The 16,025-nt window shown below is 47.8% G+C and carries 15 protein-coding genes; 8 read left to right on the forward strand and 7 right to left on the reverse strand.

Going from position 1 to position 16,025, the window contains the following annotated elements:
* Positions 1 to 111 precede the first annotated feature (111 nt).
* The 6 genes from yccS to AC6R0L_RS03975 all read left to right on the forward strand — a co-directional run bounded on the left by yccS (position 112) and on the right by AC6R0L_RS03975 (position 6,862).
* Positions 112 to 2,304, forward strand: coding sequence for a YccS family putative transporter (gene yccS / locus AC6R0L_RS03950; protein ID WP_500628299.1), 2,193 nt, complete (start codon positions 112 to 114; stop codon positions 2,302 to 2,304).
* A 94-nt stretch (positions 2,305 to 2,398) separates the two neighbouring features.
* On the forward strand, positions 2,399 to 2,623 hold the full coding sequence (locus tag AC6R0L_RS03955; RefSeq protein WP_334551826.1) for a hypothetical protein: 225 nt from the start codon (positions 2,399 to 2,401) through the stop codon (positions 2,621 to 2,623).
* Between the two features lie 55 nt (positions 2,624 to 2,678).
* Entirely contained in the window at positions 2,679 to 2,957 is a 279-nt protein-coding gene (locus AC6R0L_RS03960; RefSeq protein ID WP_500628300.1) for a hypothetical protein, read from the forward strand.
* A 153-nt stretch (positions 2,958 to 3,110) separates the two neighbouring features.
* Complete coding sequence (locus AC6R0L_RS03965; RefSeq protein ID WP_500628301.1) at positions 3,111 to 4,373, forward strand: hydroxymethylglutaryl-CoA reductase; 1,263 nt, start codon at positions 3,111 to 3,113, stop codon at positions 4,371 to 4,373.
* 175 nt (positions 4,374 to 4,548) lie between these two features.
* A complete protein-coding gene (gene glpD / locus AC6R0L_RS03970; protein WP_500628302.1) occupies positions 4,549 to 6,090 on the forward strand; it encodes a glycerol-3-phosphate dehydrogenase in 1,542 nt (513 codons plus the stop codon).
* A 106-nt stretch (positions 6,091 to 6,196) separates the two neighbouring features.
* Entirely contained in the window at positions 6,197 to 6,862 is a 666-nt protein-coding gene (locus AC6R0L_RS03975; RefSeq protein WP_500625296.1) for a PilZ domain-containing protein, read from the forward strand.
* A 53-nt stretch (positions 6,863 to 6,915) separates the two neighbouring features.
* Here AC6R0L_RS03975 and luxQ read toward each other — a convergent pair whose 3' ends face one another.
* From luxQ to AC6R0L_RS04005, 6 genes are all read right to left on the reverse strand, one after another.
* The gene (gene luxQ, locus AC6R0L_RS03980) at positions 6,916 to 9,471 is read right to left on the reverse strand and encodes a quorum-sensing autoinducer 2 sensor kinase/phosphatase LuxQ (protein ID WP_500628303.1); all 2,556 of its coding nucleotides are present in this window, start codon (positions 9,469 to 9,471) and stop codon (positions 6,916 to 6,918) included.
* A complete protein-coding gene (locus AC6R0L_RS03985; RefSeq protein WP_500628399.1) occupies positions 9,468 to 10,526 on the reverse strand; it encodes an autoinducer 2-binding periplasmic protein LuxP in 1,059 nt (352 codons plus the stop codon). The genes luxQ and AC6R0L_RS03985 overlap by 4 nt, the downstream gene beginning before the upstream one ends.
* Positions 10,527 to 10,712: 186 nt before the next feature.
* A complete protein-coding gene (locus tag AC6R0L_RS03990; protein ID WP_500628304.1) occupies positions 10,713 to 11,858 on the reverse strand; it encodes a conjugal transfer protein TraF in 1,146 nt (381 codons plus the stop codon).
* An 80-nt stretch (positions 11,859 to 11,938) separates the two neighbouring features.
* A complete protein-coding gene (locus AC6R0L_RS03995; RefSeq protein WP_500625292.1) occupies positions 11,939 to 12,244 on the reverse strand; it encodes a GIY-YIG nuclease family protein in 306 nt (101 codons plus the stop codon).
* Between the two features lie 3 nt (positions 12,245 to 12,247).
* On the reverse strand, positions 12,248 to 12,913 hold the full coding sequence (locus AC6R0L_RS04000) for a YceH family protein (protein ID WP_500628305.1): 666 nt from the start codon (positions 12,911 to 12,913) through the stop codon (positions 12,248 to 12,250).
* A gap of 53 nt (positions 12,914 to 12,966) precedes the next feature.
* Positions 12,967 to 13,188 carry a hypothetical protein gene (locus AC6R0L_RS04005; protein ID WP_500628306.1) on the reverse strand — a complete coding sequence of 74 codons (222 nt, stop codon included), beginning with the start codon at positions 13,186 to 13,188 and terminating at the stop codon, positions 12,967 to 12,969.
* A gap of 221 nt (positions 13,189 to 13,409) precedes the next feature.
* Between AC6R0L_RS04005 and AC6R0L_RS04010 the strand changes: the two genes are divergently transcribed.
* Both AC6R0L_RS04010 and AC6R0L_RS04015 read left to right on the forward strand, forming a co-directional pair.
* Positions 13,410 to 13,724 (forward strand): DUF496 family protein, encoded by a 315-nt coding sequence (locus AC6R0L_RS04010; protein ID WP_334551816.1) that lies wholly within the window; start codon positions 13,410 to 13,412, stop codon positions 13,722 to 13,724.
* 301 nt (positions 13,725 to 14,025) lie between these two features.
* Positions 14,026 to 14,283: a hypothetical protein gene (locus AC6R0L_RS04015; RefSeq protein ID WP_500628307.1), complete on the forward strand. Its 258-nt coding sequence runs from the start codon at positions 14,026 to 14,028 to the stop codon at positions 14,281 to 14,283.
* A gap of 50 nt (positions 14,284 to 14,333) precedes the next feature.
* On the opposite strand, the gene glpK is transcribed toward AC6R0L_RS04015, so the two are convergent.
* Positions 14,334 to 15,866: a glycerol kinase GlpK gene (glpK, locus tag AC6R0L_RS04020; protein ID WP_500628308.1), complete on the reverse strand. Its 1,533-nt coding sequence runs from the start codon at positions 15,864 to 15,866 to the stop codon at positions 14,334 to 14,336.
* Positions 15,867 to 16,025 lie beyond the last annotated feature (159 nt).

Here is a 16,025-nt window from a genome sequence, read left to right on the forward strand (position 1 = left end):
GCTGGGCGGGTCATTTGCGCATCGAACAGACCTATTTCATTACCTCGATCAGTTAGTTACCATAGAGTCGGTGGTAATGTTTACCCCAAAGCTAACCAAGAAGAGACGCCCGTGCCCTATTTGCACCAACTTCGCCTCCTGTGGGTGAACCGAACGTTTAATAACAGTTTACTGATTTTAATCACGCTGCTTGGCGCGGTAGTGCCTGCCTGGTATTGGCAGCAGCAGACGCTATTAGTCCCACTGATTCTTGGCATCATCGCGGCGGCGCTGGCTGAAACCGACAACAGCTTTGTTGGGCGGTTAAAGTCGATTACCCTTACTTTGATCTGTTTCACCATCGCCACCTTCTCAATAGAGCTGTTGTTTGATACGCCTTGGCTGTTCGCTCTGGGGCTGTTCACCTCGACATTTGGCTTTATCATGCTTGGCGCAATCGGTAGTCGCTACGCAAGTATCGCCTTTGGCTCGTTATTGATCGCTATCTACACCATGCTCGGCATTGACCAAAGTGGTGATAGTTGGTTCCAACCGATATTACTGCTTACTGGTGCGAGTTGGTATTTCCTGGTTTCTATGGTTTGGTTTGCAATTTGGCCGCTGCAACCGGTACAACAAAGTTTATCTACCGTTTTTTATCAACTCAGCCATTACCTGGATCTGAAAAGCCAATTGTTTCACCCAGTGACCAATTTGAATCCACAACCGATGCGTATCGAAGAGGCCAAACGCAATGCGGCGACCGTCACTGCGCTCAATCAGTGCAAATCGACGCTGCTCAGCCGCTCAAAACGTGGCCATGTGGACAGCGCCAGCGACCGTTTTCTTAATATCTACTTTATTGCGCAAGATATCCATGAGCGGTTAAGTTCGAGCCACTATCGTTACCAAGAATTAGCGCAACACTTTGAGCGTTCCGATATTTTGTTTCGTTTCAAACACCTTATTGACACGCAAAAACAGGCATGTCAGCGCATCAGTCAAGCCATCATGACTGGCAAAGCGTATCAACACGATACGGATTCAGTCATCGCACTGGATGAACTGCAAAACTCATTGGCGCACCTCCAAGCGCAAAATCACCCCACATGGAAACCTCTGCTCGCGCAGCTTGGTTACTTGTTTAACAACTTAGCCATGGTGGAAAAACTGCTCGCCAACGTCAGCAACCCAGACACCACAAAACCCGAAGAGGATGAATTGGATGACACCGAAGCGCACACGCTCAAATCGATGTGGCAGCGGGTACAATCCAACCTCAACAGTGACTCGATTCTGTTTCGCCATGCGCTACGCCTGTCTCTGTCATTAACGGTGGGTTACGGCATCATCCAAGCGTTTGATATTGACCATGGCTACTGGATTTTGCTCACCACCTTGTTCGTTTGCCAACCCAACTACAGCACGACTCGACAAAAACTGATTGGCCGTGTGGTCGGTACCATTGCTGGTCTTTTGGTTGGTGTGCCACTGCTGAGTTTTTTCCCCTCGCAAGAGAGTCAGTTGGTGCTGATTGTCGCATCGGGTGTCGCCTTCTTTGCCTTTCGTTTGGCGAATTATGGCTACGCGACAGGCTTTATTACCGTTTTAGTTCTGTTTAGCTTCAACCAACTAGGAGAAGGCTACGCGGTAGTGCTCCCTCGTCTCGCGGATACGATCATAGGCTGCTTACTGGCCGTTGGCGCGGTGGCGTATATTCTCCCAGATTGGCAGTCTAAACGATTGCACACCGTGATGGCCGAAGCTATCGCTGCGAATCAAGCATATTTAGCCCAAATCATTGGCCAATATCGCGTGGGTAAAAAAGACAACCTGGCCTACCGAATCGCTCGACGAGCGGCGCACAATAGTGATGCGAACCTCACTGCCGCCATATCGACCATGCTAGCAGAGCCTGGGCGCTATCGAAGCGCCGTAGATGAGAGTTTCCGCTTTTTAACCTTGAACCATGCGCTGCTGAGTTATGTCTCAGCGTTAGGCGCGCACCGTACCCGCATCGACAACGAGCAAACGCATGTGTTGATTCTGGATACCCACCGGCTGATTCACCAGCATCTTGAACTGCTGCGCATGCGTTTAAATCGTAAACCTTACGCTGAAGACATTGTGATTACGGAAAACATGGCGATTACGGAAGATCCGACGATTACCTCTAGGCTAAGTGAGTGGCGTGAAGAAGACGATAATTCGGTGCGTCTCGTGTTGCAACAGCTGCACCTAATCTATCGAATGATTCCTGAGTTGCATTCACTGACTAATAAATTCAGCGTAAGAGTGATAAGCCCCACTAATACAGAGTCATGAAATTGCTGTCATCTAACTTTTCCTGACAAAACTCGGACAAAAAAACAGCATAATTCCTTACGATTTGTATGAATTTTCGCACAGGCGTAAGACGATGAACGGAGACATCTCTTTCACAACTGAACTTGAGCACATGATGCTAAGTGGGGTTAATAATATGTCACCACAACAATTTGAGATTATCCGCACGCAGCTGCAGAGCCTATCACCTCAGCAGTTACGCGCACTTCTTGGCGATATCAACGCCAAATTGGATCATCCGAGTGAATCGATTATCTCAGATGATGAGCTGGATATGATCACAAGCCTCTTTTCGTAATCAAACTTGCTCAATGCAGGCAGACACCTTAAGCTTAGAGTAAGTGGAGGCGCTTATGTCTGTTTCAGCAATACAATCTGGCTATCATATCATCGACCAGTCATCTCGCATGGCTGAAGAGGCTGCGCTCGAGATCAACAACCAGACCAATGCCCCGATCCCACTTAAAGACAAATCCCTCGATTTCAATAAGGTCGAATTTAAAGCACCGGTAATTGACCACATCCAGCCGCTCGCCGAGCTGACACAAGCGGAGCAATACAGCAAAATCGGTACGAATGTCATTCAACGCGATCAAGATATGATTGGAACCTTATTAGATATCCATGTGTAAGACCTTGTCCCAAGGCCAATTCGCGCAGCCAGTTGCCCATTTTCTTCTATCCTGTTTCGCTGCCTCTTGATGCGGTATTGAGTTCAAACCTCACCCCGTTAGAATACCTAACACTTTTTGTACGTTTATCACTATTTTTGTACGTTTATCACTATGCCCAAAATGAATCACGCCGCCCCGAACACCTACACGCCTTTCCAGACGCAAGACGAGGAGTATGACTTAACCTCACAACTTGCGCCTCGAGAAGGAAAACCGTCACGCCGATTGACGCCGAGCCCTTACATCTCCGAGAAAGCGCTAAACCAACGGTGGAAAACACTCTCGGCGCTCACCGACCGCTCATTGTTGCTTGATGATCAGACTGAGCAAAATTGTGCCATTTTTGACCGCAATATCGAGCACTTCATCGGCACGGTAAAAGTCCCGGTAGGCATCGCCGGCCCGTTGCGGGTAAATGGCCTACACGCACAAGACGACTATTTGGTTCCACTGGCGACCACCGAAGCCGCTCTTGTCGCGTCATACAACCGGGGCGCTCAGTTGATCACTAAGGCGGGCGGGGCCAGCGCAATGCTGCTCAACGAAGGCGTTACACGCACGCCGGTGTTTGTATTTGAAACACTGGCTGAGGCGGGCCAGTTTGTCGCTTGGGTCACCACCCAATATGAACAGTTCAAACACATTGCCGAGACCACGACCTCTCACGGTAAGTTGCATGATATCAATGTCAATATTGAGGGGAACCACGTCTACTTGGTGTTTGAATACCACACGGGCGACGCGAGTGGGCAAAACATGGTGACTATCGCGACCAATGAGGTTTATCACCACATCCTCAAGACCACCCCCATAGAACCCAAAGAAGCGTTTCTCGACGGCAATTTGTCAGGGGATAAAAAAGCCAATAACTACACTCTACGCCATGTACGAGGCAAAAAAGTGACCGCAGAAGTCACGATAAAACGGGCACTGGTTGAACGCTACTTGCATACGACGCCAGAAAAAATGGCTCGCTTTGGACAAGTGACCACAACTGGTGCTGCGTTGTCTGGCAGTATTGGCGTCAATGCCCACTATGCGAATGCACTGGCGGCTTTGTACATCGCATGTGGTCAAGATGCAGCCTGCGTCGCTGAATCCGCCATCGGAATGACTCGAATGGAAGTCAACTCACAAGGTGACCTCTATGCTAGCGTCACACTGCCAAACTTGATGGTGGGTACCGTTGGCGGTGGGACTGGCCTGCCGAGCCAAAGAGCCTGCTTGGAAATCCTCGGGCTGTATGGTGCTGGCCACGCAAAAGCGCTCGCTGAAATGGCCGCCGCACTTTGCCTGGCGGGTGAGCTTTCCATTGTCGGCGCATTCTGTGCGGATCACTTCTCAAGAGCCCATCAAAAACTCGCCCGAAAATAAACGCCACGCATTGATGAAAAGTTTTAGGACCTCGGCTCAGCCGAGGTTTTTTTCATTCGTTCGATAGTCTGATTGGATCATATTCAAACTTTTTTCATTTTATCTCTATTCGAACCTGTTTTTTCGTGATTAAATGAACACAATAATGAGCGAATGAGCATTTTGGAGAAAATTAATGGACGCAAGCTTGTTGACACACTCCCCCCATGAACCATTGGACGTTATCGTCATTGGTGGCGGAATCAATGGTGCGGGCATCGCTGCGGATGCAGCAGGCCGTGGGTTAAAGGTTGGGCTATATGAGGCTCAAGACTTTGCCGGTGCGACCTCTTCTGCGAGTTCAAAACTGATTCATGGCGGGCTGAGATATTTAGAGCATTACGAGTTTCGTTTAGTTTCGGAAGCGCTCGCCGAACGTGAAGTGTTGCTCAAGAAAGCCCCACACATCGCGTTCCCAATGCGCTTTCGCTTACCGCATCGACCATTTTTAAGGCCGGCTTGGATGATCCGAATTGGGCTGTTTCTTTACGACAACATTGGCAAAAGAACCACCCTACCCGCAAGCAAAAAGATCATGCTCGACAACCAGAACATTACCAAGGCCGACATAAAGACCGGTTTTGAGTATTCCGATTGCTGGGTGGATGATGCACGCTTGGTAATTGAGAATATTCTCCACGCGAAACAAAATGGTGCCGAAGTCAGCAACTATTGTGAAGTGACCTCAGCAGTCAGAGACAAGGGCTTATGGCGCGTCACTTTCTACGATAAACGCACCGGCGTCGCACACGAGCGTCTAAGTAAAACACTGGTTAATGCAGCAGGTCCTTGGGTGAGAGAATTTCTCACTCAGCAAGCGAACGTTACTTCGCCCTATGGCATCCGCCTGATTAAAGGGTCGCATATCATCGTGCCAAAACTTCACGATGAACCTCAAGCATATATTCTGCAAAACGAAGATAAACGTATCGTCTTCGTTATTCCATACATGGAGAAATTTTCAATCATAGGGACCACTGATGTCGAATATCAAGGAGATCCACGCAAGGTCGCGATCTCCGATGAAGAGAAACATTACCTCCTCGACGTAGTAAACCGACATTTTCGTCACCAACTGTCGATTCAAGACATCATTTCAGACTACAGCGGCGTAAGACCACTGTGTGACGATGAGTCCGACTCACCCCAAGCCATCACTCGTGATTACACGCTATCTATCGATGGGCGTAATGGCGATGCGCCTGTACTGTCCGTTTTTGGCGGGAAACTGACCACTTATCGAAAACTGGCTGAAGCGGCAATGGAGCAGCTCAGTCAATATTTGGAGGTATTACCGGCTTGGACAGCAGAGACACCTTTACCGGGTGGTTTAGATTTTGATTGGAAAGATGCGAAGTCCGCACTTCAGACCAAGGCTCCCTATCTCGATTCATATACACTCAAGCGTTGGTTAAGAGCCTATGGTTCGCGCGTCTTCTTACTTCTTGGTAATGCGCAAAAAGAGCAAGACTTGGGAATGAAATTTGCGCAAGGTGTCTATCAACGAGAAATCGATTTTCTCATCACCACAGAGATGGGGTATGAAGCAGACGACATACTGACGCGCCGCTCAAAATTGCATTTATTGTGCACTCAAGAGCAAATTGACGCCATCAGTGACTATATTGCGATTTGTCATTGCAAACAGGATACGCCTATTTATGAGGGCGCTGTGTAATAGCTTCACAAATCGGTGTCATATTTTTCGCGATTGCGGCTTTATTATGTATCAGGTTTCATTATAGTGATTAACAAGAAACCTGATACAGGGTTACATGATACCTATGACTCACACCCACGAAACGCTCGACGAACTGTACACACTGCTTAGACCCGGCGTGAAGCTGTCTGTCACACTCAATTTTGGCCCCAACGATGAGTTTAGCTTTACATCGAGCTACATTGGCCATAAAGAATCTCAATTCTTCGTTTTAGATTTTCCTCAAAAGGCCGCCGAAGCGCTGATCATGCGAAAATTGACCAACACTGAAGTGATTGTTCGAGGAATCACCGCCAGTAAACTCGGTCATGTGGTTGCGTTTAAATCGTCTGTGATGTGCAAGCTGAATCAACCTTGCCACATGTTGTGCGTCCGTGAGCCTAGTCATTTCGCCACCAAAACCATCCGCGATCATGAACGGTTCTCTGTTCATATGCCTGTCGAGATACGCTCAAACAACGTCAGCTATCAGGCAACGATCGTCGATGTATCTGTTTCAGGCTGTGCGGTGTTTATTACTGGTGAAAACGAACTCTCCACCAGCAGCGCCATAGAGTTGCACAATGACCTATCGAAAACCTTGCCTAAGCCGCCCAAATACTCGATTGTCAGTATCAACAAGGAAAAGTCGGGGCATAAATTAGGCATAAAATTTAGCCCTGAACTTGAGCTAACTGAAGAGTTAAAGACGTTGTTTCTAGAACAAGCGCATTTGCATTCGAAGTTTTAGGGGCACCTCTTACATACCGATTCCCCCCCTACCAAACGAATAGGGTGGCGGCTTCACCTCGACAAAGTATAGAAATGTTGTTTAAAGTAGTGGAACGCAACATTCAATGCCGACTCTTTGATCGGCTTGACGATGACGTAATTCGCCCCAGCTTGTTCAAAGGCTCTGCGCGTATCTTCCATTCCATCTGCGGTACAAGCAAAAACAGGCACGGTTAATTGGAGTTCACTGCGAATCCTTGCCGTCGTTTCGATGCCACCAAGGTTAGGCAGTTGGTTGTCCATCAATACCAAATCAAACACCTGAGCTTGCAACAACTCAAGGGCATTGTAGCCATCTTTTACCCACGTCACTTCCATGCCGTACTTTTCACAAAAGGCTTTGGCAATAAAGGCATTGGTATGGTTGTCTTCAACAAGCAATACTGAGAGCGCGCGATCGAACAAGGTTTTCGGATCAAATTGCAACCCACTTTGTGCTTGTTTTTCATCGGCAATTTTAGTGTGGATAGGCAGTTGAACAGAAAAGATCGTCCCCTCGCCCTTGATGCTCTCAATATCCGCGGTGCCATCGAGCATTTCCACTAAGCTATGCACAATAGCTAAACCTAAGCCACTGCCTCCGTATTCGCGAGTGGTCGTCGATTCAGCTTGGACGAACGGCTCAAAAATGTGTTTCAGCCGTTCACCGTCAATACCAATTCCGGTATCTTCGACGACGATTTCGAGTAACTGCTCGTCTTCGTCACCCACTAGGTGAATACGCACCGTCACCTGCCCGTCATGTGTAAACTTGACCGCATTACTAGCGAGATTAAACAGTATTTGATTCAAACGAACTTGATCACTGTGCGCCCAAACTTGGTCAGAGAAATTGCTTTCCACAACAAAACCGATACCTTTTTCTTGGCATAGTGGTCTAAAAATATTGTCGACCGCACTGGTGAGTTCGCTCAGCTTAAAATCAATGCGTTCGATGTTAAATTTTCCACGCTCAATTTTGGAAAAATCCAAAATATCATCTAACACCGCCAGCAAGTGCTCGCCACTATTACATAAAACATCGACTTTCTCGATATTACTCGGCTCTTTGAGTTTATGTTTGAGTAACTGTGAAACCCCTAAAATACCGTTGAGTGGTGTGCGTAGTTCATGGCTCATTTTTGCTAGGAAATCTGCCCGCATACGTGCTGATTCAAGGGCCTCTTCTCGGGCACGCTTACTCTGCTCTTCGGCCTCAATCAGGCTCGTAACGTCTTGACCTTGAGCCATGATTTGTAGCTCTGTGTTATCAACATGAATGGGAGACAGATTCCACCGGTACGTCTTAGTGCCTATGGTGGTATTGATGCCGGTGAGCGTTGCGCCTTTGGCGCACATTCGAATGTGAGGGGTAAGGCACTCAACCATGCTTGCTCCCCCGTCACTAGCGCGACTGCTCTCTCGAAATGCGCGCTCTGCAGAGGGGTTCATACGAATCAACTCCCCATTGACGTCCCATAGCATGATTGGAGAGAGGGAGAAGTTGAACAAATCAGTGAATTGCTTCTCCTGTTGACGAATACGTTGAAACGAGCTTTGAAAGGCATGACCTATGTGGTCAAACTCTTTGATTGTGGACCCCGAAAAGGGCTCGAGTGTCATCGACTCTGATGTGCTTTCGGTGTAATCCATCAAAGTTTGCAGTTCGCTCGATAAGCGACGCCCAATCCAATAGCGTGTCGATACCGTAATCGCCACAATGAGTACGGCTATCACAACCATCCAGATGTAGCGTGTTTTAACAAACAACATGATGTGTTCATTGCTCTGAATGGTATAAACCGATAAATAAGTGGGCGACTCGTTGATGGTTAGATCGGTTTTTGACACCGTAAATTCACTGGCATTGAATGACTTTGTGGCAGCGGCAAGCCAATCTATATGGCGCAAATCGCTGTTTTTTGTACTCGATGCGATAATGTCTGAACCCACGACAAACATCAAATCATTGGCGTTACTTGCTTTAAGTATCGAGTTGACCCAGGAGAAGTTGTCATTCAACACTACAGCGATGTATGCGTGGCCAAACACTTCACCAGTATCTAAGTTAACAATGGCGGTGCGCCGAAGCAGGACATAACGCACGCCAAGTGGCGTGGGCAATTGTTCTAAACGCCAAGCACGACTTGCCACCGTCTCATCATGGAGGTGTTGGATCTGCGCTTGGGTGATACCATAAAATTGAAAATTGTAATCCGCCCAGACCACTTGATCACGCGAGGCGACAAATCGAAAATCCGGTGCAAGACTGGCGGTGCGTTGGTCAATGCCGTCAAAAATGCGGATGACGGCGTCGTCGTCTTTTCGCGCAACAGCCTCGAACAAACCATCGTTTAAGCTATAGCTGTCTTGCTGGATCTCAAGTGCACTCAAGCGGTAATTGAAATTTTCCTGAACAAGGCTCTGAGTTTGCTGCTTGGAACGCGCCACTTCTTGCTCAACCACCTGTTGATTCACTTGGTAGTTTTGCACCAGCATGACCATGGTTAAAAACACAATGGTCAAGAAAATTGAGTTAGTCAATAAGGTGGCAAGTTTGTGCTTGCTACGACTCACGGTTTTACTCATGGTTGATCTGAGTACCTAAATGCGCGCTGCTTTAGCGACCGCACACGCTCGGAATCGTCACCTGCTGTGACCAATTCAAAATCACCGGAGTATACTTGCGGAACCGGTTTACTCTCTAGATCCCATTTGATCGCTTCTGCCATCGCGATGCCAGTATCATCATTCATGCGCATTACAGTAAACGACAAATGAGCATCGGCAAGCGCATCTAATTCGGCGCTACCTCCACCCCAACCATTGATCAAGATATCCTCTCGTCCTTGCTCTTTAAGCGCATCTGATGCGCCAAGTGCCACATCGGTTGAACATGCGTACATAAACTCAATCGAAGGATCGCGTTCTAACGCCAGTTTTGCCGCTTCGTAGCCTGACTCACGCGTCGCTTGAGTGTAAAACGATGAAGACAACACATAATTGTCATGGTGACTCATCGCCTCGATAAAGGTATCACCTCGCGCATCACTGACGTAGCCTTCAGAAAAATAAAGCACTGAGTAACGACTTTGCTTGTCCGTGACTTCTTTATAGTGTTGTTCTAAAACCTCCGTACCTTTGATATGGTCAAATCCTATGTACAAAAAAGGTTGCTGATCGGCCCAAGCGCGCACTGGTGTAGTGATATTCTGCAATATGAGTTTAGTGTCAGTCGAACTCAGTACGTGTTCAATAAACTTGCGGTGTCGAGTGGTATCAAGGGTAAAGATTAAATAGTCAGTTTTACTTTGTACTGCTTCGAGTAATGACAAACTCTGCTGACGAACATCCGCATTCGGACGGGTAAATACCTGATTGATTTCGTAACGAATGCCCAGCCTATCTAAGCGCATTTCAAAAGCTTTGATATTACGCACCCAATAATCGGAGACTTGTTGACCAGGATAGATAACAGAAATAGAAATCGATTTCTCTTGCTTAGCCGCTAGTGGAACCGGCGCGTTTCGCACTGCCTCCCCAAGAGATTCAGTCAGCACTCGCTGTGTTGGAAATTCGTCCAAGTATTGGTCATATTGCCAATACCCATCCAGTACCTGCGTGGCCTGCGCTGTGGTAATCATAGAAAACAGCACCAAGCCAACACCAAACTTTTTTATTAGGTTATTGTTTTTTCTCATTATACTCTAGCCAACTGTTGCCAAATACGCCGTTTAACGAGCTTTTGTACAGTAACACGCTTTTGTCGCCACGTTAACCTCAAAGACTGATCAAACAAGCGTTTGTTTGATCAGTCCTAACGGTATATTTTAGAAGGTAAATGCCAAGTTTGCAGAGGCGCCAAATTGGTTGTCGCCCGCGTAACTGCCAGCAAGGTCAAGACTGACTAAATCACCGGGGCTAATACCCAAGCCAACCGTCACTGAATCGTCTAACGTCTCTTCTAAATCAACTTGGTAACCTAAACGCAGTTGTGCCCAGCCAAATGCGTTGCCTTCAATACCGAAGCGCACAAATTGGGTATCATCCTCTACACCTAGAGCAGATACTTCGAAACGCTCTTGTTTGGTAAGATCAACATCCAATGCCGCAACAAAATAGTCTGATACGTAAGAACCCGAAGCGGTCACCTGAGTATTAAAAGCGTATTTATCGAGCCCATCTAAAGTTTCGATATCTTTGCTAAACAGATCCTTTGCTGCTATGCCTAAACGAAAGTTTTGATAGAACCAGACAAAGCCGAGGTCCATATTGAAGTGACTCTGCTTGTTTTCACTTTGATCGTAGTCACTAATATCGAAGTCTTCGACGGAAATCGTCTCTTTATAGGTTCTCAACTCTTGGTATTTCGGCGTGACACCTATGGCAATGTCTTGACCACCAAGCGTGATGCGCTTTGCAAGAGCCACACCCACCTCTGTGTAACCAAAGGCCCACAAATTAACAGTTGAGTTCTCATAACGGGCCTGAGTGTCTGAATCGTCAGCAATGTTGGTTTTGCCTATTACATCCGCGTAACCGCGCACAAAGACATTTGCTGATAGGGTGTTGATGGGAAACGCAACTGCAGCGCCAGCGCCACCATTCACACCTAATGGTTTATCATCCGCCAATTGATCCAAGTAGGCGTTGAGCTGATCCTCTGTTGCAGGATCTGGATTATTCGGGTCAAAGCGGTCTATCGTGTCTTGCAAATCGTCAATCACTTTGAGCGATTCGTCTCCATCTCGAACGTTTGCCCCAATCGATGGAAGCAATAAACCAAAATCGTCATTTTCACGATGAACGGCCACTAAAGCAGGGTTATAAAACGCTCCGAGCAGGTAGTCAGCGCTCGTGACGCCTGTGTTTCCCATACCGTTGCCGCGAGCGTCCGCGACAAACGTCGCACTGTTCGCTGGTAACGAAAGTACTGTTAACATTGCCACTGATGAAATTTTCGTTGTTAGTCTCATATCCATATCAACCTTTAGTATGATTTCATCTCTAAGGTTAATACAAAATATTACAAACCATCAGGTAAATCTTTTATTTATCAAGCATCAATCGCCTGAGTGAATAACAAGTGACCAGATACGATCGCTTCCTTCTTGCTTTTGCTCAGTTTTTTTAACCGCGCTTCGACCTTGCTGGCCTGACTGCGTGAGTCCGCGACATAGCTTGACCAGGCAAGGGTTAGCTGTCCTTTTCCTTTCAGCGCCTTGGCGCCTTTTCCGCCGCAATGCTCGGAGAATCGGCGCTCGACGTCTGTGGTTATCCCACAATACAGTGAGTTTGAGCGGGTACGGACAAAATAGACGTACCACGCCGAGCACGGAGCTTCCTTATCGCTTGTCGTCATTTTTTATGACGTGAATAACGCAAGTTGTTCTTTCAGATCCTCAAGGGAGGCTTTGAGCTCTAAGACTTCGTGCTCTAATTGCTCGATGCGTTGCAGTGCGTCAGAATCGCCGGCTGCCGGCGCCAAAACAGGGCTTTGATGAATAACGTCGATATCGACAGCGCCGCTAAATAGATGCTGATAACGAGATTCACGTTTGCCAGGCTCACGAGGGAGCTTAACCACAAGAGGCCCCTCCTCGCGTGACGCCATGCTGTCGAGCAGCGCTTCTACTTCTTTCACATCTGCAAACTCAGCCAGTCGATTGGTACGAGAGCGAAGTTCACCTGGCGTTTGCGCACCGCGGAGCAACAGGCAGCACACCAGCCCCTTTTCTTGATCGGTTAATTTCAAATCACCAAATTCGGTGTTGCAAAAACGGTGTTGGAATTTATTCGCGCGACTATTAAAGCCACTTTCGTCACTGACCAAACGGCGGGCAATCAAGCTATCGACCGCGTCGCGCACTTCTGAGTCGCTAAGCGCCATAACGGGCTCACGGTTACTTTTCTGATTGCAGGCCGCTGTCAAGCTATTGAGTGTCAGCGGATAATAGTCCGGTGTCGTGACTTCTTTTTCGATGAGACAACCGATCACTCGGGCTTCTAAAGGGGTCAGTTCTATATTCATGTTAGATCCTTAACGTGGCTCTTGATGTCGCACTTTGAACGCAGTGTCATGCGCTAGTGCTCACCAATGAGTGGGATTCTTTTGATATTACCATTGTTGTCCATCATCACTATCTTGCTACGGTTGAGTTCGACTTCTGTGATCTCTTGACGCGTACGTTCAGAGCGATACGCGTTGGCCACTTTCTCTGTCTTCGGTGACGCCTCAACACCAGTAGCAGTGTCATCTTCAACAACGGAAGCGAGGTTAAATAAAATAGACGAGTGACGTAACATTGATTGGCACATAGTGAATGTTGAAAACAATCCGGTTTGAAGAGGTTCCCTGATAATAGCCTGAACTTTCCTATGGGCTCAATCATTGCGTTGCTCTTGCCCAGAGTGACCGGCGATAAAAGCGTCAACATGCTGTAATGATTGATCTAAAGACTATTCACCTGCGACATGATGTGATTTAATCGTGTCAGTCTTTATGAGAATTAGGAAAGGAACCTACTATGAGTGGTGTATTTGAAATCGTAGCTCAGGCTCGTCGTAAAAATAAACTCAAGCGTGAACTTTTAGATAACGAAAAGAAAGTTCGAGATAACCAGAAGCGTGTCGATTTGCTCGATAACCTACTGGATTACATCAAGCCAACCATGAGCACCGAAGAGATCACGCAGATCATCAAAAACATGAAAGCGGATTACGAAGATCGCGTCGATGACCACATCATCAAAAGTGCTGAAATTTCAAAAGAACGCCGTGAAATCAGCCGCCGTATTCGCGAACTTACTGAAGAAGATAAAGTGGCACAAGGGAAGAAATAACCCTCAGCGTCATTTTACCGCTTATCGAGCCCGCATCAACTGCGGGCTTTTTTACGTCTCAAAGACTTTGAAGCTCAACACAAATCGTTATTTTCCTTTGTCTCTTGACATAAAACGTTTGCGTAATCGCTAACCTTCTCCGTTACGCAAATTGAGGGTTTCGTCACACATTTCACCCTGCTATAGTCCACCACAGTTAATCAACTGACCATTCGAGGCACGGAGCTTCCTCACTTATCTCATGACGAGAAGAATTGGGTCGGGCACAGACACTGCCTAGATACATTATGAGGGTCAAATTATGGACATGAATATGGTTGAAATTTTGGGTTATGCGGCGTCTATCATGGTCGCTATCTCACTTACCATGAAAGATATCGTTAAACTTCGCATTTTAAACTTCGTTGGTTGTGGTTTATTCACCGCTTACGGCTTGATGATTGATGCGTGGCCAGTGGTGGTCACCAACGGTTTCATCGCTTGTGTGAACGTCTACTTCCTTGCCAAAATGCACAGCGAAAAAAAAAGCAGCGCTGAAAAAGTAACGAGCGCCGCTTAATTCTGATTTAATTAGACAGACGCCCTCGCTCACTGTAGCGAGGGCGTTTTTTATTCGTCGTCGTCGTCGTCGTCCTCTTCATGCAATGCAGCCCACGCCTGCGCAGCGCTGACGGCGCGCTTCCACCCTTTGTATCGACGTTGGCGTTTCTCTTCATCATGATGCGGCGTAAACTGGCGATCGATTTCTGCTTTGTTACTCAACTCATCCAAGCTGTCCCAAAAACCGACTTCTAGCCCGGCAAGATACGCCGCCCCAAGCGCAGTGACTTCGGTGACCTTGGGTCTCATCACATCCACATCCAACACATCGGCTTGGAATTGCATCAGGAAGTTATTCGCCACTGCGCCGCCATCAACACGCAACGCTTCGAGTTTGATGCCAGAATCACTTTGCATCGCGTCAATCACATCACGGGTTTGATAAGCAATGCCTTCCAACGTCGCACGGATAATGTGATTCGCGCTGGTCCCACGCGTCAGTCCGACGATGGTGCCTCGCGCATACGCATCCCAATACGGTGCGCCCAAACCGGTGAATGCAGGCACGACATACACTCCGTTTGAGGTCGCCACTTTGGTTGCGAAGTATTCAGAATCTTTCGCATCAGAGAGCAGCTTAAGCTCATCTCTCAGCCACTGAATCGATGCGCCCCCCATAAATACCGCACCTTCTAGCGCATAACTGGGCTCCCCCCTCGGGCCGCAAGCGAGCGTCGTCAGCAGTCCATTATGCGAGGTCACTTTTTCGTTGCCGGTATTCATCAACAAGAAGCAGCCCGTGCCGTAAGTATTTTTCGCTTGGCCCGCACTCACACACATCTGGCCAAACAACGCAGCTTGCTGGTCGCCTGCGATCCCAGCAATCGGAATTCGCGTACCGCCTTTGCCGCCGATGTTCGTTTGACCAAACAACGCTGACGAATTTTTCACTTCCGGCATCATGGAACGCGGGATGTCCAATTCGTCGAGCATGCGCTGATCCCACTCTAGGGTGTTGATGTTAAACAACAAGGTACGTGAGGCGTTGGTATAGTCGGTTGCATGCACTCGACCCTGTGTCATTTTCCACACGAGCCAGGTATCCACCGTACCAAACAGCAGTTTTCCCTGTTGCGCCAGTTGACGTGCGCCTTCGACGTTGTCGAGAATCCATTTCACCTTAGTGCCCGAGAAGTAAGGGTCAAGCAAAAGCCCTGTGGTATCACGAATGTAATCCGACAATCCACGCTCTTGTAACTGCTCACAAATCTTCGCGGTGCGACGACACTGCCAAACAATCGCGTTATAAATCGGTTTCCCCGTCTCTTTGTTCCAGACAATAGTGGTTTCACGCTGGTTAGTGATACCGATCGCCGCCACCTGGTCGCTGCGAATACCGCTTTTGGTCAGCGCTTCAATCAATGTTGAGCTTTGCGTGGCATAGATCTCCATCGGGTCGTGCTCTACCCAGCCGCCATGCGGGTAAATCTGAGTGAATTCACGTTGGGAGACACTGACAATATTGGCATCGTGGTCGAGTACCACCGTTCTTGAGCTCGTCGTGCCTTGATCGAGAGCGACGATGTACTTTTGCTCCGTCATAGTAGGGTCCTTTACTTTCTTTTTGTCTTATGAGGTCATTGTGCACAAAGCAAGAACACAGAAAAGCATCGACCGCCACAAATGAGCGTTCGAACACAAAATGTTAGAAAGTTTTCGCCAGATTGTTGCTAAAATCGCGGAGAGCAAGCCACAGTTGCA

It is taken from the genome of Vibrio sp. R15-SG3-ISO1A (assembly GCF_059833955.1).